Consider the following 23,117-nt stretch of genomic DNA (forward strand, 5'->3'; position numbering starts at 1 on the left):
TGTAGTAGAAATAAAGGTGAAAACATTATCAATGAAGGAATAAAAGAAATTTAACCGCATCACTGAGCATTTTCAACTGTCGATAATTAAATGGTGGAACTCTGCGCTCACTTGATTTTTCACAATATGAGCTAACTTCTTTAGAGCATTTACAATAAATAATTGCAAACGATACTTTAATCGTTGTGATTAACAAAAAATAGGCTACCGTTTTTGGTCGCCTATTTTTAAATTTTATTTTAATAAATTTCTCTCGCTAAATACAGGGTTAGGCTTTTATAGAAAATAAAAACACTAATAATAAGGCTGATAATTGTAGGGATTAAAATCACAAATAAATTGACTGCTACCAGTGATAGGTAATAATGAATAGGAAAATTGATGATAAAAATAAGGAGAATGGCAGTTAACATTCTAAAGCTACGCATCCCCTTCGTTTTCTCTAGATGATGGATATAAAACTGTATACAGATGAGCAGAGAGGCACTGCTAAAATAAGCAAAATACATGGCGAAATGCTCTGGAAAATTTTCGTTCGCAGCGGATTGTGAAAAATAAGCTGGTGCCATGAGAACAAACAATAATATTATGATACCGTAGCAATATAGAAAATCAGCCTGAAGCTGTGTTTTTTTAGTTAAAGGGAGACTATTGACAAAAACTTCCCAGTTAATTCTATGATCGCTCTCATATATTCCTCCAACAATGGAAGCAGAAAAAACAACTGCAAATATGCCTATTGAGGGATCATCTAAATAAGGTATATCCATGTAGCTGATGATAGCACATATTATAACTACAAGGAAAATTGACCATTTTTGTACCATTATTCTTTGTAAAAGTAGAGCCTGCATGAACTCCCTCCTCTAAAATTCTTTATGTTTATAAATGGCTGTTGAAATTAGAGAGGATAGCCATAGGATTAGAAGTCCAGCAAAAGGTGCTAAAAACATAAAAGGTTTTATGTTTGTTAAAACTAATAACATATCAGGTAATTGCTTGTTAATTAGGCCAAATAAAAAGCCTGGGATAAAGCAAATCGCAATAAGGACCATTCTTCCTTTGATGGAACCAAATTTAATGTAGATGGGTAATAATAATGCTAGCATACAAAAGGCAAATGTCACAATTAGATTAAATATCAGAAAAAACTCTGATGAGGCCCAGTTAATCGGCGTAAAACGATGAATAATCAATACAATCGGCAGTGCACAAATAAGCCCTACAATCATAAGAAAGATACTAAGGATATATTTACTAAGTACAATGTCCCCTTTTGAGATAGGTAAAGTATTTGCATATTTATCCCAGCTGCTTTGTTCATCATAGGTAAGAGCAGTAATCGCTTGAAAAGTCACAATAAATACAACAATTGTTAAGAGAAATGCACCTTCCTGTGTAATAATTGACATAAGTAGAAAAAAAATCATTACCATGGCTTGTGCCTTCAATTGACGCTGAATCGTCATTAAATCTTTTAATATAAGACCAACCATGCTCATACACTACCTTTCACATAAAATAGCATAATTTCTTCTATAGAAGGCTTTTCAAGAGGAAATACTTCGTTTACTTCATTCTTTAGCACTAATGCCTCTACACCAAAGGCTCCATTACGTTTTCTTAAAATGGCATGCTCTGGTATTGCATTTACTTCCTCATTACTGCCTTTAAATATACCGTACTCGTAGAGCAGTACATCCTTACCTTCACTAAATAAAATTTCACCATTATGAATAAAGGTAATATAGTCTGCAATCTTTTCTAAATCACTTGTTATATGGGAAGAAAATAAAATGCTATGTGTTTCATCCTGCATAAATGCTAAAAATAAATCAAGAATTTCATCACGAATAATCGGGTCTAGCCCACTCGTTGGTTCATCTAAAATTAATAGCTTTGGATGATGTGCCAGCGCTAATGCAATGGACAGCTTCATCCTCATACCTCGTGATAACTCTTTTACCCTCTTCCTCTCAGGAATTTTAAATTGTACCAATCGCTCAAAATAATAACCGGAATCCCACGTTTTAAATACTTTTTTCATAAATTTGTCGAGCTGCGTCGCATTGAGCGTTTCAGGTACATGTAAATCGTCAAAAACTACACCAATGTCGTTTTTTATCGTTAATTCATGCTCGACAATTTCCTTGCCAAATAGCAAAATTTCGCCATATTCCTTTTTTAATAAATTTAGCATGCATTTTATTGTAGTTGACTTGCCGGCACCATTTTCTCCGACAAAACCCATCACTGTGCCTTGGGGTACGGAAAAGCTTACATCTTTAAGAGAAAATCCTTCAAAGCTTTTATGTAGATCATGAATTTCAATCGCATTCATTTAGTTGCCCTCCTCTAAAATCATTGTCAGTAATTCCTGTAGCTCCTCTTTAGTTAACCCAGCCGTTTTCGCTGTTTTAACTGCTTTTTGCATATGCTCCTCAACCTGACGTAATAATTCCTCGCGTAGAAAATCTTGATTTCGCTCAGTGACAAAGCTTCCTTTTCCAGCGACTGTTTCGATAAAGCCATCTCGCTCTAAATCAGCATAAGCACGTTTCGTAGTCATCACACTAATTTTTAAATCCTTTGCAAGTGCACGGATAGATGGCAATGCATCACCAGCCTGTAATTTATTTGCTAAGATTGCTTCCTTTAGCTGTATGGTAATTTGCTCATAGATGGGTTTATCACTGGCATTGCTTAAATGAATATGCACAAATTTCTCACCTCATTCAACTGTATATGCACAGTATACACAGCTTGTTTGGTAAATGCAATATTTTCCGACTTAAGGTAGGGGCACGATTTGCAAAAACTCGGCATATATTGGGATAACAGCACAAGGAGGGAGATGAGGGATGCTACTATCAGAGATGGTGGATAAGGAATTAATACAAGTTGAGGGTGGCGTACACTTTGGCATACTGGCACATACGGAATGTCTACTAGATGTGCAAACAGGCAAGATACATGGTTTCGAGATTGTCAAAGATAAATTACCATTCCAAAAAAAGAAAGTGAAAGTTAGTGAAATGATTCCTTGGCATGAAATTATATTAATTGGAGAAGATCGAATTTTATTTAACAAAACAACGACGGTACAGTCAGAATTTTTACAGTGAGGTGAGCTTTTGGAAAACGAAAAGTGGCTTGTAATCGGTGAGGACTCACGATTAAAGGAATTAGCGACAATGCTAAGAAGTCCATCGAGAACGGTATTTTATAAAAGAACATCTGTTTGGAATGAAGAATTAAATAAGCTAGTATTAGAATTCCAGCCAAATAAAATTATTCTTCCTATTCTTCCATTAAAGATTGAAGTAGAACAACTATATGGAATATCTCAGGTGAAGTTTTATACAGGGCGTTTGACTATGCATTGGAAGCAATTGCTAGAGAGAAATGAAACAAATTGCTATTTACAGCAAGAGTCTTTTATTTGGCAAAACGCAAGATTAACAGCGGAGGGATTTATCGCCACGTTTTACGGACTCGAGCAAAAATGTATTTACGGACAAAACTTTACTATCGCAGGATTTGGGCGCATCGCTAAAATGCTCGCTTCTTTACTTGTAAAGATGGGTGCTAATGTCCATATTGTAGCGCGTTCGGTTGTACAAGTGAGTGAAGCAAAGGCATATGGTTACAAAGCAACAAATTTAGATGATCGGAAATGGTCCATTAACAATAGTATTTTTATCAACACAATTCCAGCTAAATGGATTACAGAGTCATTTATAGAGCATGTCCCAGCAGTTTTATATGATTTAGCCTCAGAGCCAGGCTGTTTAGATATAGATGCTGAGCAATTGCAAACATATGTACTATTGCCATCATTACCTGGGAAATACTTTGCACATGATGCTGCCGAAATATTGTGCAAGGCAATAGAGGAGGAAGAAAATTGCTAACGGGGAAACGAATTGGTTTAGGTATTACAGCCTCACATTGTACGTATGAGGATGTGATACCTAAAATTCAGAATTTCATCGATGTAGGAGCAACTGTTATCCCTATTATTACTCATTCTGTTTTACATGCAGCTACTCGTTTTGGTACTGGAGAGGAATGGATTGCAAAAATCGAGGCATTGACTGGCGAAAAAGTTATTTCTTCTATAAAAGAGGCAGAGCCTTTTGGACCATCCAATCCTTTAGATGCAATGGTCATTGCACCAATGACTGGCAATAGTATTAGTAAATTTGCGAATGCTGCAACAGATAGTCCAGTTCTGATGGCTGCGAAGGCAACATTGCGGAACGGCTCACCTGTAATCTTAGGCATTTCAACAAATGATGCACTCGGTTTAAATGGTATCAATATTATGAAGCTGCTTAATGCAAAAAATATTTACTTTATTCCATTTGGGCAGGATTCTCCTCATTCCAAACCTAATTCACTCATTGCTGATTTCGATCAAATGGTAACGACTGTTCATGAAGCAATTACGCAAAAAAAGCAATTACAACCACTGTTGATACAATATTTCAAATAAATCATGAATTACACACAATTTTCAGTATTTTTGTGATACAATAGCACACATTATGGAACTTGTATTCAAGGAGAGATGACAGATGACAAAGCAGTTAACAGTTGCGGTTGTTGGGGCAACAGGGGCAGTAGGAACGAAAATGATGGAGCAGCTAATTAAACGAAATTTTCCGATTGGCGCTATAAAGTTCTTAGCTTCTGCACGTTCAGCAGGAAAACCAATCGAATTTAATGGTAAGACATATACAATAGAAGAAGCGACACCTGAAGCTTTCGAGGGCGTCAATGTCGCTTTATTCTCTGCTGGTGGATCAGTATCAGCTGTATTAGCACCTGAAGCTGCAAAACGCGGTGCTGTTGTTATTGATAATACGAGCCATTTCCGCATGGATCCAGAGGTACCATTAGTTGTACCGGAAGTAAACAGAGAGGATCTTGCGAAGCATAAAGGGATTATTGCTAATCCAAACTGCTCGACAATTCAAATGGTTGCTGCACTAGAGCCAATTCGCAATGCATTTGGTCTAACAAAAGTGATTGTTTCGACGTATCAAGCTGTTTCGGGGGCAGGAATTACTGCAATTCAAGAATTAAAGACACAGAGCGCAAATTGGGAAGCAGGTAAGGATGTAGAAGCAAATATTTTACCTTCTGGTAGTGATAAACGTCATTATCCAATCGCACGTAATGTTATTCCACAAATCGATAAATTCACAGATAATGGATTTACATACGAAGAAATGAAAATGATTAATGAAACGAAAAAGATTATGCATGCACCAGAACTAAAAGTAGCTGCAACTTGCGTTCGAGTGCCAGTCGTTTCAGGACACTCTGAATCTGTTTATATTGAAGTAGAAAACGAAGCAACAGTACAAGAAATCTTCGACGTATTACGCAATGCACCAGGCGTTGTTTTACAAGATGATATTACAACACAAACTTACCCAATGCCGATTTATGCAGAAGGGGAGAACGCTACTTTTGTAGGACGTATCCGTCAAGATTTAGATAATAATAAAGGATTCCACCTATGGATTGTTTCCGATAATTTATTAAAAGGCGCTGCATTGAACTCTATCCAAATTGCAGAAGCAATGCTTGAGGATAACTTACTATAAGAGGGGTGTAAGGATGAATTTAGGTCGAATTGGAACGGCTATGATTACGCCGTTTAAAGAGGATGGCACGATAAATTACCCAGAGTTAGAACGAATTATTAATCACTTAATAGACAACGGTACAGATTGTATTGTTGCATGTGGCACAACCTCAGAAAATCCAACGATGTCCACAGAAGAAAAAATTGAAGTTGTACGCTTTACAGTTGAAAAAGCGGCAGGGCGTGTACCTGTTATTGCAGGGACAGGAGATAACGAAACAGCTTATTCTATTGCAATGACACATAAGGCTGAAGAAAACGGTGCAGATGGTATTATGCTTGTAGCACCGTACTATAATAAGCCAAATCAACGAGGTATTTTTGCACACTTTGAAACCATCGCAAAAGAAACTAGTCTACCTGTTATGCTTTATAATGTACCTGGACGTACTGGGATCAATGTTGCTTATGAAACATCTGTTGCGTTAAGTAAAATTCCAAATATCGCTTGGGTTAAAGAAGCGAGCGGCAATTTAGATCAAATGGGCGACATTATTGAGAATGTTGACGCGGATGACAATTTCTTAGTATATAGTGGTGATGATGGTTTAACACTCCCATTACTAGCAATAGGTGGTGCAGGTATTATATCAGTTGCTGCTCATGTTGTTGGGAATGATATGCAATTAATGATTAAGGCATTTGAAGAAGGAAATCACAAGCTAGCAGCCAAAATTCATCGAGCATTACTGCCGCTAGTACGTGCACTATTTGCTCAACCAAATCCATCTCCTGTCAAATATGCAATGACAAAATTAGGCTTTGATACACTCAATGTTCGTTTACCGATGATGGAAATGACAGATGAGGAAAAAGCTAATTTTGATCGAATTTGGGATACGTATCAAGAAAAAGCGAGAAGCTTTAGAGAAATAAATAGCTTTCATTAAAACTTTAAGACTTTAGACAAACTTGAAATTTGTCTAAAGTCTTTTTAACTTTTTAAAGGTTGCTCTCATAATTAGAGTGCTCGGGTAAGAAAGAAAATTGCTCAGGTGAGAGTGAAAAACGCTCAGGAAAGGGAGATAACTGCTCAGGTGAGAATGAAAACCGCTCGGGTAAGGGACTAGCCGCTCGGGTGAGGGTGAAAACCGCTCAGGAAGCGGCATTTTCACTAGGTGAGAGAGAAAACTGCTAGGGTAGCATCCAACTCCACTCAGGTAGGAGAAAAACCCCAAGTAGCGCCAAAAATCACGCAAGTTGGAAAGAAAAGTGCTATAGAATAATCCCCAGACAACTTTAAAATCAAATATTTTGCACATCTAGAAGTCAAAATTTTAGACCTTCTCCTATTAGGTCTTTCCCTTTCTTTCCATCTAATAGCAACAGGAATTCGTAATAATTTTTTTGTTTCCATCATGAAACATGTATTTTTAATTTGTGCAAAAGCTTTGCAAATCGTATAATGAATGTTAAGTGGTTGCTGTTCGGGATATCTTTTAGGAGGAAATAAATTGACAAAAAAGAAAAATGAATTAATTCGTATCATTCCACTAGGTGGTGTGGGCGAAATTGGTAAAGCAATGTGCGTAGTAGAAATTGATGAGGAGCTATTTGTAGTAGATAGCGGTCTAATGTTCCCAGAAGACGAAATGCTGGGCATTGATATTGTAATTCCAGATATTACGTATTTAGAAGAAAATAAAGAACGTGTGAAAGGCATTTTCTTAACGCATGGTCATGAAGATGCAATTGGCTCGATTGCCTATGTATTACAAAAAGTAAAAGCACCAGTGTACGGATCAAAGCTAACAATTGCACTTGCCAAGGAACATTTAAAGGAATTACCTGCTCCACATCAGGTGAAATTCTTTGAGGTTACCAATCGAAGTCGTATGAATTTTAACTCAACGTATGTAACATTCTTCCATACAACACATAGTATTCCCGATTCGTTAGGGGTAGTGTTCCATACATCTGAAGGAGCAATTGTTCATACAGGTGAGTTTAAATTCGATCAATCTGCGACAGGTAAATTTAAGCCTGATTTAGCTAAGATGGCCCAGCTAGGAGAAGAAGGCGTATTTATTTTGCTATCTGAGTCATGTGAAGCGGAGCGACCAGGTTATACGACATCTGAGATTGTTATTGAGGAGCAATTATCAAAAACATTCCATTCAGCACCAGGCCGTATTTTAGTTGCTGTGTACGCATCGAATTTTATTCGCATTCAGCAAGTGTTTACGCAAGCTCAAAATTCATTCCGCAAAGTTGTCATTGTCGGAAAACCATTAGAAAAAGCTGTGGATTTAGGTGTGCAACTTGGCTATTTAACAGTTGAAGAAGAAACAGTTATCCCTATTTCAGAAATGCATAAATATCAAGACGATGAGATTATTATTATTGCCACTGGTAATCGAGGAGAACCACTTGATGCGCTAGAAAAGATCGTTCGTAAGCATCATCGAGACATTAAAATTAAGCAGGATGATACAGTCTTAATTACTTTTACACCTTCACCTGGCATGGAAGTACAAATGGCTAATACAATGAACTCGATTTCAAAAGCAGGTGCTGAAATTTTAACATCTAGCAAGAATGTTCATGTATCAGGTCACGGAAGCCAAGAAGATTTAAAGCTAATGCTTAACTTGATGCAACCGAAATACTTTATTCCTGTGCAAGGAGAGTACCGCATGCTGATAGCGCATTCTAAACTCGCTCAACAACTGGGTATGCAAAAATCCCAAATTTTTATCGCTGATAAAGGGGATATTGTAGAGTACAAGAATGGTAAAATGCGTATGAGTGGTCGTGTACAAGCTGGTAATGTATTAATCGACGGTATTGGCGTTGGTGATGTAGGTAATATTGTTTTGCGTGATCGTAAATTATTATCACAAGATGGTATTTTCATTGTTGTTGTCACATTAAACCGTGCTCAAAAGAAAATTGCATCTGGACCAGAAATTTTATCACGCGGTTTCGTTTACGTTCGAGAATCAGAGGAGCTAATGGTGGAAGCTTCTGATATTGCAAAGAATGTTATTGAAAAATATGTAGGTAAAGATACATTTGAATGGACAAACATTAAACAAGAAATTCGAGATACACTGAACACATACTTATTCCAGAAAACAAAGCGCCGCCCAATGATTATCCCAATCATTATGGAATATTAAAAAACTCATCGTTCCAGCTTTGAGTGAGAAATGAATGAAAAAGGATTTTCTAGCCGAGTGTATACGGTGGAAAATCCTTTTTTTTGAAATAATTAAGTTCTACATGATAGGATTCATTTCATATATAGAATGGATTGTAAAAGAGGGTGAAATAGATGGCGACTAGTAAAAGAAAAAAAGTCACTAAAGGAAAAGGTACAACCGAAAAAAAAGAGATGCATCCGCTGATGTTTGAAATATTAGGACTCATCTTAATTGCAATTGCCGTTATTATGATTTTTGAATATGGCATGATTGGGCGTTTTCTAACAACGATAGCAATGTTTCTTTTAGGAAATTTGTATTTTGCTGTGCCATTTATGCTTATATTTGCTGCTTTATTGCTAATGATTGGCCAGAAAAAAGTAAGCTTGAAGGACCGTCTGATTTTAGGGATGTTCCTAATTGTTATGAGTTTAACAATTTTTAGCCATGGTATTCTTTTTGAACAGCTATCAAAATCAGGTGGTTTATTATCAGAATCTGTGTTGCGAGAGTCTTGGCGTATTTTAATTAATACGGAAGGGGTTGTCCAGCGAAGTAATGCACTTGGTGGGGGAATGATTGGTGCCTTGCTATTTAGTATGTCACATGTTCTATTTGAGACTTCAGGGGCTAAGGTTGTTGCATGGGTGATCTTCTTTATTGGGTTAATTTTAGTTACGGGAAAAGCACTTGTCCCATATCTAGCAGAAATAATGCCTGCTCTTTTTGGTAAATGGCAAAAAAAACAAAAAGAGAAGAAGAAAAATGAACCAAAGAAACCTAAAAATCGCCGGTCAACAAGTGATACGACGGATGAGATTGCCGCTGTTGATCATACTTATGAATTACAAGAAGAAGAGGAAATTACCCATGAACCAATTATCTCAGCCTTTACTCAAAATGTTTCTCAAGAACGAGAAGTGTTTGAGAGTAATGACATTGAGGGTATTGAATATGGAGAGATCGTGGATGATGTCCATATCCAAGGCGCTGATACAGTGGAAAATGCAGATTATCAACTTCCCTCTTATAATTTATTACAATTACCACCGCAACATGACCAAAGCGGTGAATATTCAGTGATTCAGGCAAATGCAAAAAAACTAGAACAAACGCTACAAAGCTTTGGTGTAAGGGCAAAAGTTACCCAAGTTCATTTAGGACCAGCCGTAACTAAATACGAGATATTGCCAGACATTGGCGTAAAAGTAAGTAAAATTGTAAATCTTCAGGATGATCTTGCCTTGGCACTTGCTGCAAAGGACATTCGTATGGAAGCACCTATTCCTGGAAAGTCTGCAATTGGTATTGAAGTACCGAACAGCGAGGTAGCCATTGTCACACTACGGGAAGTGTTAGAGTCAAAAGACGGAGCGAAGCCAGAAGCTTTATTGCAAGTTGCATTTGGTCGTGATATTACAGGACAAGCTGTACTTGCCGAGCTTAATAAAATGCCACATTTACTTGTTGCTGGCTCAACTGGAAGTGGTAAAAGTGTGTGTATAAACGGCATTGTTGTATCCATACTAATGCGTACAAAACCACATGAGGTCAAATTGATGATGATTGATCCAAAGATGGTGGAATTAAATGTCTATAATGGGATTCCTCACCTTTTAGCGCCGGTTGTTACAGATGCACGAAAGGCATCACAAGCACTAAAAAAAGTCGTTGCAGAAATGGAACGTCGCTACGATCTGTTTTCACATACAGGTACACGTAATATTGAGGGCTATAATAATCACGTACTAAAGGTAAATGAACAAACTGATGAAAAACATCCAAAATTACCTTATATTGTTGTAATTGTGGATGAGTTAGCGGATCTAATGATGGTTGCCTCCAGTGATGTCGAGGATTCGATTACTCGATTAGCGCAAATGGCACGTGCTGCAGGGATTCATTTAATTATTGCCACTCAACGTCCTAGTGTAGATGTACTAACAGGTGTGATTAAAGCGAATATTCCTTCACGTATTGCTTTTGCGGTATCTTCCGCAATTGATTCCAGAACGATATTAGATATGGGTGGCGCAGAACGATTATTAGGCCGGGGAGATATGCTATTTTTACCTGCTGGTGCATCAAAGCCAAAACGTGTACAAGGTGCCTTTTTATCAGATCAGGAAGTAGAGTCAGTCGTTAACTTTGTTATAGAACAGCAAAAAGCACAGTATCAGGAAGAGATGATTCCAACAGAAGAAGATACGATACTTGAGGAAACAGATGAATTATTTGATGAGGCTGTGCAATTGGTTGTAAGTATGCAGACGGCTTCTGTTTCAATGTTGCAGCGCCGCTTCCGTATCGGCTATTCGAGAGCTGCCCGCATTGTCGATCAGATGGAACAACGAGGAATCGTCGGCCCTTCGGAGGGAAGTAAACCCCGACAAGTACTTGTTCATCAATACGATTAATCAACATAATTGAGGATATTGTTGTATATTTGGCGAGTTGTTTAGATTGTACAAATACAATGCAAAATTCGGATAGTAATTACGCTAAGGTGTAATTGATTTCATTCTGCAAAAATGTTATATTTATGAACGATTAGTAGGAATGTTGTACATCAGATGTCTGATCTCTGATTTGGTGGTGATATATGTGACTATTAAAGCAGATCATCGTCATCTCTATCTTCAAGTAATTGATCGTTTAAAGTCTGACATTGAAACAGGTGTTTTCAAAGAAAATGAAAAACTGCCTTCAGAATTTGAATTATCCAAATCACTAGGAGTCAGTCGAGCAACACTTCGTGAAGCGCTTCGACTGTTGGAAGAGGAAAATGTGATTGTGCGTCGACATGGGGTAGGTACGTTTGTCAACCCTAAGCCGTTGTTTACATCAGGCATCGAGCATTTATCAAGCATTTCTTCAATGATAGAGACAGCTGGTATGGAGCCCGGTTCCCTCTTTTTAAAGGCGACCGAAAACATACCTTCTGAGGAAGATTTAAAACGCTTCCAATGTGATGACGAAGATAAAATACTCACGATTGAACGTGTCAGAACAGCAGATGGCGAGCCAGTCGTTTATTGTATAGACAAATTACCGGCTAGCTTTCTGCCAACTGACTTTGTAGAAAATAAAGAGGTTTCACTCTTCTCTGCACTTGAACAATCTGGGAAAATTCATGTGGCCTATGCTGTAACATATATAGATCCAGTAGGGTATCATGAGCAAGCGTCACCGATTTTAAATTGTGGCCGTGAAACAGCTCTTTTAGTATTAAAGCAGTTGCATTACGATGATCATGATCAAGTAGTGCTGTATTCAAAAAATTATTTCCGAGCTGATAAATTCAGCTTCCATGTAGTTCGTAAACGGGTGTAGAACATTTCTAAATATTTTTCCTGCTAATTACATTACCTTTGGGGGGTTAACACAATGAAAAAACGTAAATTTGGCTTAGTATTATCATCAGTTTTAGCGGCAAGTGCTATTCTTGGTGCATGTGGCGCGAAGGATGAAAAACCAGCAAAAGAAAATGAAAATGCATCATCAGGCGAAAATAACAACGAAGAAGCATTCTCAGTAGCAATGGTTACGGACGTAGGTGGCGTGGATGATAAATCATTCAACCAATCTGCTTGGGAAGGTGTTAAAGCCTACGGTAAAGAACATGGTCTTTCAAAAGGTGAAGGTGGTTTTGAGTACCTACAATCAAAAACAGATGCTGACTATGAAACAAACTTAAACAACTTAATTCGTCGTAATTTTGACTTAGTTTTCGGAATTGGCTTCATGATGGCTGACGCTGTGGAAGCAGTTGCTGCAGATAACCCAGATAATCATTTCGCATTAATTGATGCAGAAGTAAAAGCTGACAATGTAGTAAATGTTTTGTTCAAAGAGCAAGAAGGTGCGTTCCTAGCAGGTGTTGCTGCAGCGAAAATGACTAAAACAGGTAAAATCGGCTTTGTAGGCGGTGTGGATATTCCGGTTATTAACCGTTTCCACGCTGGTTTCGTAGCAGGAGCAAAGGCTGTAAATCCTGATATCGAAATTCAAGTAAAATATACTGCTGCATTTGATAAAGCGGATCTTGGAAAAATTACTGCGAACAGCATGTACTCTTCAGGTGTAGACATTATTTTCCATGCTGCAGGCGCAACTGGTAACGGTGTTTTCTCTGAGGCAAAAGAGCGTAAAGCTAAAGATCCTAATGCAAATGTATGGGTAATCGGTGTAGATGCTGACCAATATGAAGAAGGTAAAGTAGACGATAAAACAAATATAACGTTAACTTCTATGTTAAAAGGTGTTAATACAGCAGTAGTAGATATTTCTAATAAAGCGAAAAACGGTAAATTCCCAGGTGGTGAAACACTTACTTACGGTTTAGCTGAAGATGGTGTAAAACTTGCTGATTCTCGTGGTGCAATCCCAGCGGATGTACAGGCAGTAATTGACGAATATAAAGAAAAAATTGCTAGCGGTGAAATCGTCGTTCCAGAAAAAGTGGAAAAATAATTCATCTCTTGATCATCATAAGGGACTATTAGCAGACCCTTATGATGATTTTTCAATCTATCGTTATATTTCGACTATTTATACTATTTGATTATTTTTTAAATAGAGCTAGGAATTTCATATAATTTAATCGCGAGTTTATGAGTATTGATGGAAACAAATTAATAGAAGAAAGGTTTCTAACGATGACCTTTCCTGTATTAATTTATCTTCATTCAGAAAAATACCGACCTCTATTGGCAGGACAAAATATGAGTGAATTTTTTGTTAATTGGGAAAACCAATTGCCCACTGAGCGAAGATAGAAATATTGGCTTACATTACTGCTTTAATGACAGTAACAAATAGCTAGTATTAGATTTAATACAATTCTTCATATCATTTCAAAAACTAGACGTATTGCTTATCTGTATCAAAAGTCTAAGCAGCAGATACGAATACGCCATAGCGAAATTTTATTACAAAAGTGCCTATTAAGGGAGTGACTAATTTGGAACATGTGATTGAGATGCTAGGAATCCGTAAAGAGTTCGGCGATTTCGTGGCGAATAATAATATCACCCTCCAACTAAAAAAAGGCGAAATCCATGCATTGCTAGGCGAAAACGGTGCAGGTAAGTCGACTTTAATGAACGTCCTTTTTGGTTTGTATCAACCAGAGGGAGGCGAAATTCGAGTTCGTGGGAAGGCTGTTAATATTACAAACCCGAATGTTGCTAATGATTTAGGAATTGGTATGGTGCATCAACACTTTATGTTAGTGGAAAATTTTACAGTAACAGAGAACATTATTTTAGGTTCTGAGCCGACAAAAATGGGAATTGTTAATATTAAGGATGCAGCTAAAAATGTACGAGCCCTTTCTGAAAAATATGGTCTAGATGTTGATCCGAATGCGAAAATTGAGGATATAACTGTTGGGATGCAACAACGTGTTGAAATCTTAAAAACTTTATATCGAGGAGCAGAAATTTTAATCTTTGATGAACCTACTGCATCTCTAACACCACAGGAAATTACTGAATTAATACAGATTATGCGTCGTTTAATAGCAGAAGGAAAATCAATTATTTTAATTACTCATAAGTTAAAAGAGATTATGGAAGTTTCAGATCGCGTAACTATTATCCGCAAAGGTGAAGGTATTGGAACTGTTGTCACGGCAGAAACAAACCCAGAACAACTAGCAGAGATGATGGTAGGTCGTCAGGTTGAATTCAAAACAGAGAAAACAGAGGCTACACCTACTGAAGAAGTGCTATCTATTGAAAACGTGGTCGTTACAGACTACCGTAATATTGATAAAGTAAAAGGTCTAAACTTAAAGGTTCGTAAGGGTGAAATCGTTGGTATTGCAGGTATCGATGGCAATGGCCAATCCGAATTAATCGAAGCCATTACAGGTCTGCGTAAAATCAAAAGTGGTTCTGTGAAATTAAATGGTAAAGATATAACGAATATGAAGCCGCGAAAAATTACTGAGGAGGGTGTTGGGCATATTCCTCAAGACCGTCATAAGCATGGTTTAGTGTTAGATTTCCCAATTGGGCATAATATTGTATTACAAACCTACTACCAGCCTCCAATTGCAAAGGGCTTTGTTATGGATTACAAAAAGGTATCTGAAAAAGCACAACAGGTTATTAAAGAGTATGATGTGCGTACAGGTAATGGTGAAATGACGCCGGCACGTGCACTTTCTGGTGGTAATCAGCAAAAAGCAATCATTGGTCGTGAAATTGATCGAAATCCAGATTTATTAATTGCCGCTTTACCAACGCGTGGGCTTGATGTAGGGGCCATTGAATTTATTCACTCTCGTCTGATCGAACAACGTGATAATGGAAAAGCTGTTCTGTTAATTTCATTTGAATTAGATGAAGTTATGAATGTTTCAGACCGTATTGCTGTTATATATGATGGACAAATTGTAGATGAATTAAATCCAAAGGAAACTTCAGAACAAGAGCTTGGCTTATTAATGGCAGGTCAAAATAAAAAGAATAGTACGAAGGAGGGGAACGACTAATGTCAAATCGTGTCATTAATATACTCGTTCCTATCATCTCTATTATTATCGGTTTAATTGTTGGTGCTATCGTAATGGTAGTCAGCGGTTATGACCCAATACAAGGTTATATCGCTCTTTGGACAGGTATTTTTGGAGATTCATATTCAATCGGGAACACAATCCGTCAAATAACACCGTATCTATTGGCAGGTCTTGCTGTAGCATTTGCCTTCCGTACAGGCTTATTTAATATTGGTGTTGAAGGTCAGTTAATTTTAGGTTGGCTTGCTGCCGCATGGGTAGGATACGCCTTTGAATTACCAAAAATAATTCATTTACCATTAGCATTGCTTGCCGCGGCAGTAGCAGGTGCATTTTGGGCCTTTATTGCAGGTTTCTTAAAAGCGAAATTTAAAGTTCACGAAGTAATTGCGACAATTATGTTAAACTACACTGCACTTTATATTGCGAATGCAGTGATTAAAAGATTGTCAGACGGTAGCTTTAAAACAGAACGTATTCATGAATCCGCCTCTTTACGTTCTCCGTTTTTAAGAGAGCTTACAGACAATTCAAGTCTTCACTATGGGATCATTGTTGCACTTTTAATGGTAGTCGTGATGTGGTTTATTTTAGAAAAAACAACACGAGGGTACGAGCTTAAAGCAGTAGGATTTAACAAAAATGCCGCAGAATATGCAGGTATGAGTGTCAATAAAAATATTATTTTAGCCATGACGATTTCAGGTATGTTTGCAGGTCTAGGTGGAGCGATGGAGGCACTAGGTACTTTCCAAAATGCTTCTATTAAACCAGGATTTACAGGAATAGGTTTCGATGGTATTGCTGTTGCCTTACTAGGTGCGAACACACCACTAGGGGTTGTATTTGGTGCCTCATTATTCGGTTCACTTAAATATGGTGCGCTAAATATGCCAAATGCTGCAGGTATTCCAGAAGAAATCGTATCCATTATTATTGCATTGATTATCTTCTTCGTAGCATCAGGCTACATTATTCGAGTTGGTTTACAAAAGTTAAGCAAGAAAAAGGAGGGACAATAACATGAGCTTTTTAGAAATGTTATATTTCATCATCCCTTCTGCGATTCTTTATGCAACACCATTAATCTTTACAGCTATCGGTGGTGTTTTCTCTGAACGCTCTGGTGTTGTTAATATCGGGCTAGAAGGTTTAATGATAGTTGGAGCCTTTGTCGGTATTTTTGTCAATTTAGAATTTGCTTCAGTATTCGGTGCAGCAACCATTTGGGTGGCAATGCTTGCAGCTGTTATTGTAGGAGGTATTTTCTCACTTTTCCATGCTGTTGCCTCAATCTCCTTCCGTGCTGATCAAACGGTATCAGGGGTAGCCATCAACCTATTAGGTTTGGCTGTAACAGTCTTTTTAGTAAAAATGATTTATGATAAAGGTCAAACAGACATGATTGACCAACCTATTCGTCGTTTCGGAATCCCTTTCTTAGAGGATATTCCATTCTTTGGTCCATTGTTATTTAAAGAGGTTTATAGTACTTCTATATTAGCTTTAGTAGTAGCAATTGGCGCATGGTTTATCATCTATAAAACGCCATTTGGTTTACGCCTTCGTGCAGTCGGTGAACACCCGATGGCAGCAGATACAATGGGTATAAACGTGAATAAAATGCGTTATTTTGCAGTTGTAATTTCTGGAGCACTTGGTGGTTTGGGCGGTGCTGTCTATGCGCAAACAATTACACATGACTTCTCACACGCAACAATTGCCGGGCAAGGTTTCATGGCGATTGCAGCAATGATTTTCGGGAAATGGCATCCAATTGGAGCACTTGGCGCTGCGTTATTCTTCGGTTTAGCACAAACATTGAGTATCGCAGGAAATCAAATTACATTGATCGAAAATGTTCCAGCAGTGTATTTACAAATATTACCGTATGTCCTAACGATTTTTGCTTTAGCTGGCTTTATCGGTAAAGCAAGTGCACCAAAGGCTAGTGGACAACCTTATATTAAAGGGAAACGTTAAAACGAAAGTAAAATGTATCTCTAAAAAGTTAAAGGCTGAGCGAAAATGCTCAGTCTTTTTCCTTGTACATATCATAAATGTTTAGGAAAATAGAGATGTTGCTTTATCATGCTAATGTAATTTTACACTTTTTATATGCATACTTTGGATTCTTTTTGCAATTATAGATAATAGCCATGTATAGTATGTGTAGTACATTGTTATATTAAGAAGGATAGGAGGGTTCCATATGTTTAAAACAATACCTTTTGCAAAAGGTGTCAACTTGCATATCCGACAAACAACCCAATTTAAAACCGTAAATTTTTCAATTAAATGGAGAAGAGCATTAACGGCTCAAAATGCATCTGAACGTACTGTGTTAACAAATGTTTTGCAACATAGTAACGCCAAATATACAACGACTGCTGCATTCCGAAGCTTTTTGGATGATTTATATGGCACAGTGTTGTATTTCGACACTTCTAAACGTGGTAACGAACATACAGTACTAATGAATATAGAGACTGTAAATGATCACTATTTAGCTAATACAAGTGTTTTAAATGAAGTGCTTGGTATTATACACACTGCAATATTTGAACCTAATTTAGAAAACGAAGTATTTAAAGAATCCATTGTAGAACGTGAGAAGAAAATGGTCATTCAGCGAATTGAATCCATCTTCGACGACAAATCTCGCTTTGCTCAGGTTCGCCTTCAGCAAATTTTACGTCCAAATGAACCAGCCTCTATTTCTGCTAACGGCTCTGTTGAGGACATTCAAAAAATTACACCTGCTTCATTACTTGAAGCATATCAATCCATGCTTGCGAATGATAAAGTAGACATCTATGTCGCAGGGGATATTAATGAAGACGAAATTGTAGCGAAGCTGAAAAAAGCGCTACCATTTAACGATCGTACTCCAGAAGAAATTCCTGCTGTGCAACCACAGCAACATCCACAAAATGATTATGTTCGTGAACAACAAGAAATGAAGCAAGGAAAAATGCATATTGGCTTTAGTACACCTGTAAGATTTGGTGATGCAGACTTTGCAAAAATGCAAATCTTTAACGGTGTCTTTGGCGGTTATCCACATGCTAAATTATTCATGAATGTCCGTGAAAAGGAAAGTCTCGCTTATTACGCATCTAGTTCATATGCATCACATTATGGCTTAGTGTTTGTTGTGTCTGGAATTGAACCAAAGAATGAAGAAAAAGCGCTATCACTCATTAAAGAACAACTTGCTGTTATGCAAGCAGGCGAAATTACAGATTTGGAATTAGAGCAAACAAAAGCTATGCTGACTAATCAATTAAAAGAATCATTGGATTCTGCCCGAGGACAAATAGAAATTTTTGATCAATATAAAGATTTACCCGAGGAATTCTCTGTTGAAACCTGGGCTAATAAGTGGAAAGCTGTGACGAAGGAAGATGTTGTTAATATGGCAAAGCAAGTGCAGCTAGAAGCGGTCTATTTCTTATGTGGGAAGGAGCAAGCCGCACAATGAAAACAATTGAATTCAAGCAATTAGATGAAACACTTTACTATGAGAAACTTGAAAACGGCTTAGATGTTTATATTTTGCCGAAAAAAGGATTTTCTAAAACATTTGTCACTTTCACAACTAAGTACGGCTCTGTTGATCGTACATTTGTGCCAATTGGTGAAACAGAAAGCATTACAGTACCTGATGGCATTGCCCACTTTTTAGAGCATAAAATGTTTGAAAAGGAAGATGGAGATGTCTTCCAAAAGTTTAGCGAATTTGGTGCTTCTGCCAATGCCTTTACGTCATTTACACGTACTGCTTATTTATTTTCATCTACAGACAATATTTATAAAAGCACAGAAACATTACTAAATTTTGTGCAAGAGCCTTATTTTACTGAAGCAACGGTCAATAAAGAAAAGGGCATTATTGGACAAGAAATTACCATGTATGATGATCAGCCAGATTGGCGTCTATACTTTGGTACGATTGAAAATATGTATCATACACACCCAGTAAAAATTGATATTGCTGGTACTATAGCGTCGATTGACGGCATTACCGCTGATCATTTATATACGTGCTACAATACTTTCTATCATCCAGCTAATATGCTTCTATTTGTTATTGGGGCTGTTGATCCGAATGAAATGATGGCATTTATTCGCGAAAATCAAAATAACAAGGATTTTCCTGAGCCAGCACCTATTCAACGCTTCTTTGATCAGGAGCCGGTTGAAGTGGCAATTAAAGAGCGTACATTGAATATGGATGTACAAAAGCCGAAGATGTATATTGGTTTAAAAGCAAAAGATACAAATCTTTCTGGGCGTGACATGTTAAAGCATGAGCTTTCTGTTCAAATTGCGCTAGAGCTTATTTTTGGCCGTACCTCAAGCTTTTATGAGCGTGTTTATGATGGAGGTTTGATTGATGAAACCTATGCCTTTGATTTTACGTTAGAAAAAGGCTTTGGCTTTGCTATGATCGGCTCTGATTCAACGGAACCGGCTGCATTAGAGAAAGCTATTAAAGAAGAACTAGCAAAGTATGATGAAAAGATACAATTTGAGCCTGCGGATTTAGAACGAGTAAAACGTAAGAAAATTGGATTCTTCTTACGTGCATTGAATTCTATTGAATTTATCGCTAACCAATTCACACGCTATTCATTTAATGATATGAATTTATTCGATGTCGTGCCTGTATTAGAGGAACTGACGATAGAGGATTTGAAAAAAGCATTTACTTCGATTCAAGGTGAATCTCAACAAACTGTTTTTAAAATTTTACCGACAGAGAAGGGCAAGTAGTGAAGAAATTTGCCCTTGTACTAGGGGCATCAGGGGAGATTGGCCGTGCTATTTGCCACAGTCTAGCCGCAGACGGTTGGTCTATCTATGTCCATTATTCGAATAACGAGAAGGCTGCCCAGGATTTATTACTTTCCCTCTCAGAAAATTTTCCTGCACAGGAGTTTATACTTGTGCAAGGAGATTTTTCAAAGGAAACGGGCGCTGAGTCAGTTGCTTCACAAGTTTTTACTGTGCAGGCAATTGTTTTTTCAAGCGGTCAGGCGCATTATTCTCTCCTTGAAGATACGACAGTTGATGATATGGATGCTTTATGGCGTGTCCATGTGCAAAATCCTATGCGTTTGACAGCATTGCTTTCATCTAAGCTCCGAGCCCATGACGTCAGCTATGTGCTTTTTATCGGTTCTATTTGGGGAGAAGCAGGCTCTGCTGGTGAAGCACTGTATGCTACGGTAAAGGGCGCTCAGCATGCTTTTGTAAAGTCCTATGCCAAGGAAGCCGCATTGTCACGAATTCGTGTGAATGCAATTGCTCCAGGATTTATTAATACTTCGATGAATAGTCATTTAAGTAAAGAGGAGCTTAATTACATTCTAGAAGACATTCCGTTAGGTATTATAGGAGAAACTACAGATGTGGCTGAGATGGTGCGCTTCTATCTTTCAGGAAAAGCAGATTATGTTACTGGACAAATAATTCGTTTAAATGGTGGTTGGTACATATAATATTCTTTTTTGCACATACTACATGTGTAAAGGAGGAGGAACATATGACCATTTTAGAAAACTGGCAAAAATGGACATCGTTTTTAGGACAAAATGTTATGCAGGCAGAATCAACTGGTATGCCAAAGAAAATGATTCAGCAAGCAGCTGTACAAATTGGCGAATATTTGGCGACAAATGTCGACCCTAAAAACGAACAAGAGCGAGTGCTGTCGGATTTATGGGGCGTTGCCTCTGAAGATGAAAAAGAAGCACTGGCGAATTGTGTCATTAAGCTTGTTCAAAATAAGCATGTGCAGTAAAAAAAGAGGAGAGCTTTCTCCTCTTTTTTCTATACCAAAAACATTCTTTCTATCGAAAAGGGAACGTATGTAAGCCTATTTAGTGAGCTTATAAAAAAAATAGTAAGTTTTTAAAAATAACGAGGTATTTCCATGTATTCTAACTTTCCATTACATAAAAAATCAGCTATGATGGAACTTATAAAGGATTTTTTACGTTAACTAATAGGAAGGGAACGAGTGTGTTTGAGCGATTGGTACTTTGAATATGAAATTCAGGTGAATCGCCCTGGATTATTAGGAGATATTGCTTCACTTTTAGGGATGCTTCGTGTCAATATTATTTCAATTAATGGTGTCGATGAGGATCGACGTGGTATGTTAGTGCATACAGACAATGATGAGGCAATTGAGCGTTTTCGTACAATTGTTTCGACAATGGAACATATTAACGTAACCAAATTTCGACAACCTAAACTCCGTGATCGTTTAGCTATTAGGCACGGTCATTATATTCCTCGAGATGCAGATGAAAAAAATACTTTCCGTTTTGTACGAGACGAACTTGGTATCTTAGTTGACTTTATGGCTGAGCTTTTTAAAAAAGAGGGGCATAAGCTCATAGGAATACGTGGTATGCCTCGTGTTGGAAAAACTGAATCGATTGTTGCGGCAAGTGTATGTGCTAATAAAAAGTGGATTTTTTTGTCGTCTACAATGATTAAGCAAACTGTCCGGAATAAACTCGCTGGTGATGAATTCAGTGACAATAATATTTTTATATTAGATGGCATTGTGACACGTCGCTCTTCTGATGAACGACATTTACAACTAGTGCGTGAAATGATGAATATGCCTTCCATTAAGGTGGTAGAGCATCCAGATATGTTTGTTCAGCACTCAGAATATAAGATAGAGGATTTTGATTATATCATTGAACTACGTCATCACCCAGATGAAGAAATCACTTATGAAATAATGGAAAAAAATCATATGATGTCCGAATCCGATTCATTTGGAGGATTTAATTTTTAATTTGATATTAAAGTAGGTGTTATGAGTGGCAGAATTAGGGACTCGTCTTAAAGAAGCGAGACTGTCTAAAGGCTATAGCTTAGACGATTTACAAGAAATAACGAAAATTCAAAAGCGTTATTTAGTAGGAATTGAAGAGGGCAATTATTCGATTATGCCTGGTTCGTTTTATGTACGAGCCTTTATTAAACAATATGCAGATGCTGTTGGGTTAAACGCAGAAGAGCTTTTAGAAACCTATAAAAGCGAGCTGCCAAGTACACCGAACGATCAGGTCAGCCAGTCCATAACGAATAGCCCAAGCAGAAGAAAAGTTACAAAGGGCCCTTCCAATAAAATGATGGAGGCAATGCCGAAAATAATTGTTGGTTTATTTATCATTGTCATCATTGTAGTAATCTGGGTTTTAGTGCAATCTAAAAATAGTGCAGGAACAAGTGATGAGGACAATAAACCTTCAGAAATAGAATATGATTCAAAAGTAAAACCAATCGATAGTGAAAAAGAAAAAGCAGATGCTGAGAAAAAAGCTGAAAATGACAAGAAAGATTCAGCAGATTCTAAGGATTCAACAAAAGAGGAAACACCTGATGAAAACCAAGCTGAAGATGTTAAACAATCAATTTCAGCGGGTACTGTAGAAGCGGATGGAGCTACAACTTCTTATACGTTAACAGGTACAGACACACTTAAAATACGTATTGAAGTCTCAGGTCCTACATTCGTCGGTATTCGTAATCAACAGCAGCAAGAATTATTAGCAAATACGCGCGTCTATAATGCAGGAGAAGTAGTGGAATTTGATGCAACATCTGAAAATTATGCTCGTATTCGCTTAGGTAATTCACAACAAGCTAAGATATATATTAATGACGAGCTGTTAACGTATGCGCAACAGATTGTAACGCAAAACATCGTCATCAATTTCAATAAAGAACAGTAGTCATCTAATGATGACTACTT

22 protein-coding genes are annotated in these 23,117 nt (G+C 37.4%); 18 read left to right on the top strand and 4 right to left on the bottom strand.

Features of this window, described 5'->3' with window-relative positions; all coding sequences use genetic code 11:
• Positions 1-239: 239 nt before the first annotated feature.
• From AC3WOM_RS01340 to AC3WOM_RS01355, 4 genes are read right to left on the bottom strand one after another with little or no spacing between them, the layout of a single operon-like run.
• The gene (locus AC3WOM_RS01340; RefSeq protein ID WP_492444494.1) at positions 240-854 is read right to left on the bottom strand and encodes an ABC-2 transporter permease; all 615 of its coding nucleotides are present in this window, start codon (positions 852-854) and stop codon (positions 240-242) included.
• 12 nt (positions 855-866) lie between these two features.
• Complete coding sequence (locus AC3WOM_RS01345) at positions 867-1,496, bottom strand: ABC-2 transporter permease (protein WP_492444495.1); 630 nt, start codon at positions 1,494-1,496, stop codon at positions 867-869.
• A 2-nt stretch (positions 1,497-1,498) separates the two neighbouring features.
• Positions 1,499-2,341 (bottom strand): ABC transporter ATP-binding protein, encoded by an 843-nt coding sequence (locus AC3WOM_RS01350; protein ID WP_492444496.1) that lies wholly within the window; start codon positions 2,339-2,341, stop codon positions 1,499-1,501.
• Positions 2,342-2,719 (bottom strand): GntR family transcriptional regulator, encoded by a 378-nt coding sequence (locus tag AC3WOM_RS01355; RefSeq protein WP_427540338.1) that lies wholly within the window; start codon positions 2,717-2,719, stop codon positions 2,342-2,344.
• 142 nt (positions 2,720-2,861) lie between these two features.
• Between AC3WOM_RS01355 and AC3WOM_RS01360 the strand changes: the two genes are divergently transcribed.
• From AC3WOM_RS01360 to AC3WOM_RS01445, 18 genes are all read left to right on the top strand, one after another.
• Positions 2,862-3,125 (top strand): YlmC/YmxH family sporulation protein, encoded by a 264-nt coding sequence (locus AC3WOM_RS01360; RefSeq protein WP_053594254.1) that lies wholly within the window; start codon positions 2,862-2,864, stop codon positions 3,123-3,125.
• Positions 3,126-3,134: 9 nt separating this feature from the next.
• Positions 3,135-3,914, top strand: coding sequence for an NAD(P)-dependent oxidoreductase (locus tag AC3WOM_RS01365; protein ID WP_427540332.1), 780 nt, complete (start codon positions 3,135-3,137; stop codon positions 3,912-3,914).
• Entirely contained in the window at positions 3,908-4,498 is a 591-nt protein-coding gene (locus AC3WOM_RS01370) for a dipicolinate synthase subunit B (protein WP_427540329.1), read from the top strand. Before AC3WOM_RS01365 ends, AC3WOM_RS01370 begins: the two co-directional genes overlap by 7 nt.
• A gap of 82 nt (positions 4,499-4,580) precedes the next feature.
• On the top strand, positions 4,581-5,618 hold the full coding sequence (locus AC3WOM_RS01375) for an aspartate-semialdehyde dehydrogenase (RefSeq protein ID WP_427540326.1): 1,038 nt from the start codon (positions 4,581-4,583) through the stop codon (positions 5,616-5,618).
• A 13-nt stretch (positions 5,619-5,631) separates the two neighbouring features.
• Positions 5,632-6,549 carry a 4-hydroxy-tetrahydrodipicolinate synthase gene (dapA, locus tag AC3WOM_RS01380; protein ID WP_427540323.1) on the top strand — a complete coding sequence of 306 codons (918 nt, stop codon included), beginning with the start codon at positions 5,632-5,634 and terminating at the stop codon, positions 6,547-6,549.
• A gap of 564 nt (positions 6,550-7,113) precedes the next feature.
• Positions 7,114-8,781: a ribonuclease J gene (locus tag AC3WOM_RS01385; RefSeq protein ID WP_427540320.1), complete on the top strand. Its 1,668-nt coding sequence runs from the start codon at positions 7,114-7,116 to the stop codon at positions 8,779-8,781.
• A 155-nt stretch (positions 8,782-8,936) separates the two neighbouring features.
• The gene (locus AC3WOM_RS01390) at positions 8,937-11,222 is read left to right on the top strand and encodes an FtsK/SpoIIIE family DNA translocase (protein ID WP_492444499.1); all 2,286 of its coding nucleotides are present in this window, start codon (positions 8,937-8,939) and stop codon (positions 11,220-11,222) included.
• Between the two features lie 187 nt (positions 11,223-11,409).
• Positions 11,410-12,138 carry a GntR family transcriptional regulator gene (locus tag AC3WOM_RS01395; protein WP_492444500.1) on the top strand — a complete coding sequence of 243 codons (729 nt, stop codon included), beginning with the start codon at positions 11,410-11,412 and terminating at the stop codon, positions 12,136-12,138.
• 54 nt (positions 12,139-12,192) lie between these two features.
• On the top strand, positions 12,193-13,278 hold the full coding sequence (locus tag AC3WOM_RS01400; protein ID WP_427540311.1) for a BMP family lipoprotein: 1,086 nt from the start codon (positions 12,193-12,195) through the stop codon (positions 13,276-13,278).
• A gap of 490 nt (positions 13,279-13,768) precedes the next feature.
• Positions 13,769-15,307, top strand: coding sequence for an ABC transporter ATP-binding protein (locus AC3WOM_RS01405; RefSeq protein WP_492444503.1), 1,539 nt, complete (start codon positions 13,769-13,771; stop codon positions 15,305-15,307).
• Positions 15,307-16,353: an ABC transporter permease gene (locus AC3WOM_RS01410; RefSeq protein ID WP_492444505.1), complete on the top strand. Its 1,047-nt coding sequence runs from the start codon at positions 15,307-15,309 to the stop codon at positions 16,351-16,353. The genes AC3WOM_RS01405 and AC3WOM_RS01410 overlap by 1 nt, the downstream gene beginning before the upstream one ends.
• Before the next feature lies 1 nt (position 16,354).
• Positions 16,355-17,314 (top strand): ABC transporter permease, encoded by a 960-nt coding sequence (locus AC3WOM_RS01415; RefSeq protein WP_492444507.1) that lies wholly within the window; start codon positions 16,355-16,357, stop codon positions 17,312-17,314.
• 229 nt (positions 17,315-17,543) lie between these two features.
• Entirely contained in the window at positions 17,544-18,815 is a 1,272-nt protein-coding gene (yfmF, locus tag AC3WOM_RS01420) for an EF-P 5-aminopentanol modification-associated protein YfmF (protein WP_492444509.1), read from the top strand.
• Complete coding sequence (gene yfmH / locus AC3WOM_RS01425) at positions 18,812-20,110, top strand: EF-P 5-aminopentanol modification-associated protein YfmH (protein WP_427540296.1); 1,299 nt, start codon at positions 18,812-18,814, stop codon at positions 20,108-20,110. The genes yfmF and yfmH overlap by 4 nt, the downstream gene beginning before the upstream one ends.
• Complete coding sequence (ymfI, locus tag AC3WOM_RS01430; RefSeq protein WP_492444511.1) at positions 20,110-20,838, top strand: elongation factor P 5-aminopentanone reductase; 729 nt, start codon at positions 20,110-20,112, stop codon at positions 20,836-20,838. Before yfmH ends, ymfI begins: the two co-directional genes overlap by 1 nt.
• 44 nt (positions 20,839-20,882) lie before the next feature.
• A complete protein-coding gene (locus AC3WOM_RS01435; RefSeq protein WP_054770649.1) occupies positions 20,883-21,140 on the top strand; it encodes a DUF3243 domain-containing protein in 258 nt (85 codons plus the stop codon).
• Positions 21,141-21,365: 225 nt separating this feature from the next.
• On the top strand, positions 21,366-22,154 hold the full coding sequence (locus tag AC3WOM_RS01440) for a DUF3388 domain-containing protein (protein WP_283871221.1): 789 nt from the start codon (positions 21,366-21,368) through the stop codon (positions 22,152-22,154).
• A gap of 25 nt (positions 22,155-22,179) precedes the next feature.
• Positions 22,180-23,097 carry a helix-turn-helix domain-containing protein gene (locus AC3WOM_RS01445; RefSeq protein ID WP_492444513.1) on the top strand — a complete coding sequence of 306 codons (918 nt, stop codon included), beginning with the start codon at positions 22,180-22,182 and terminating at the stop codon, positions 23,095-23,097.
• The last annotated feature ends 20 nt before the right edge of the window (positions 23,098-23,117 follow it).

Source organism: Lysinibacillus sp. FW301-JW8, assembly GCF_058788755.1.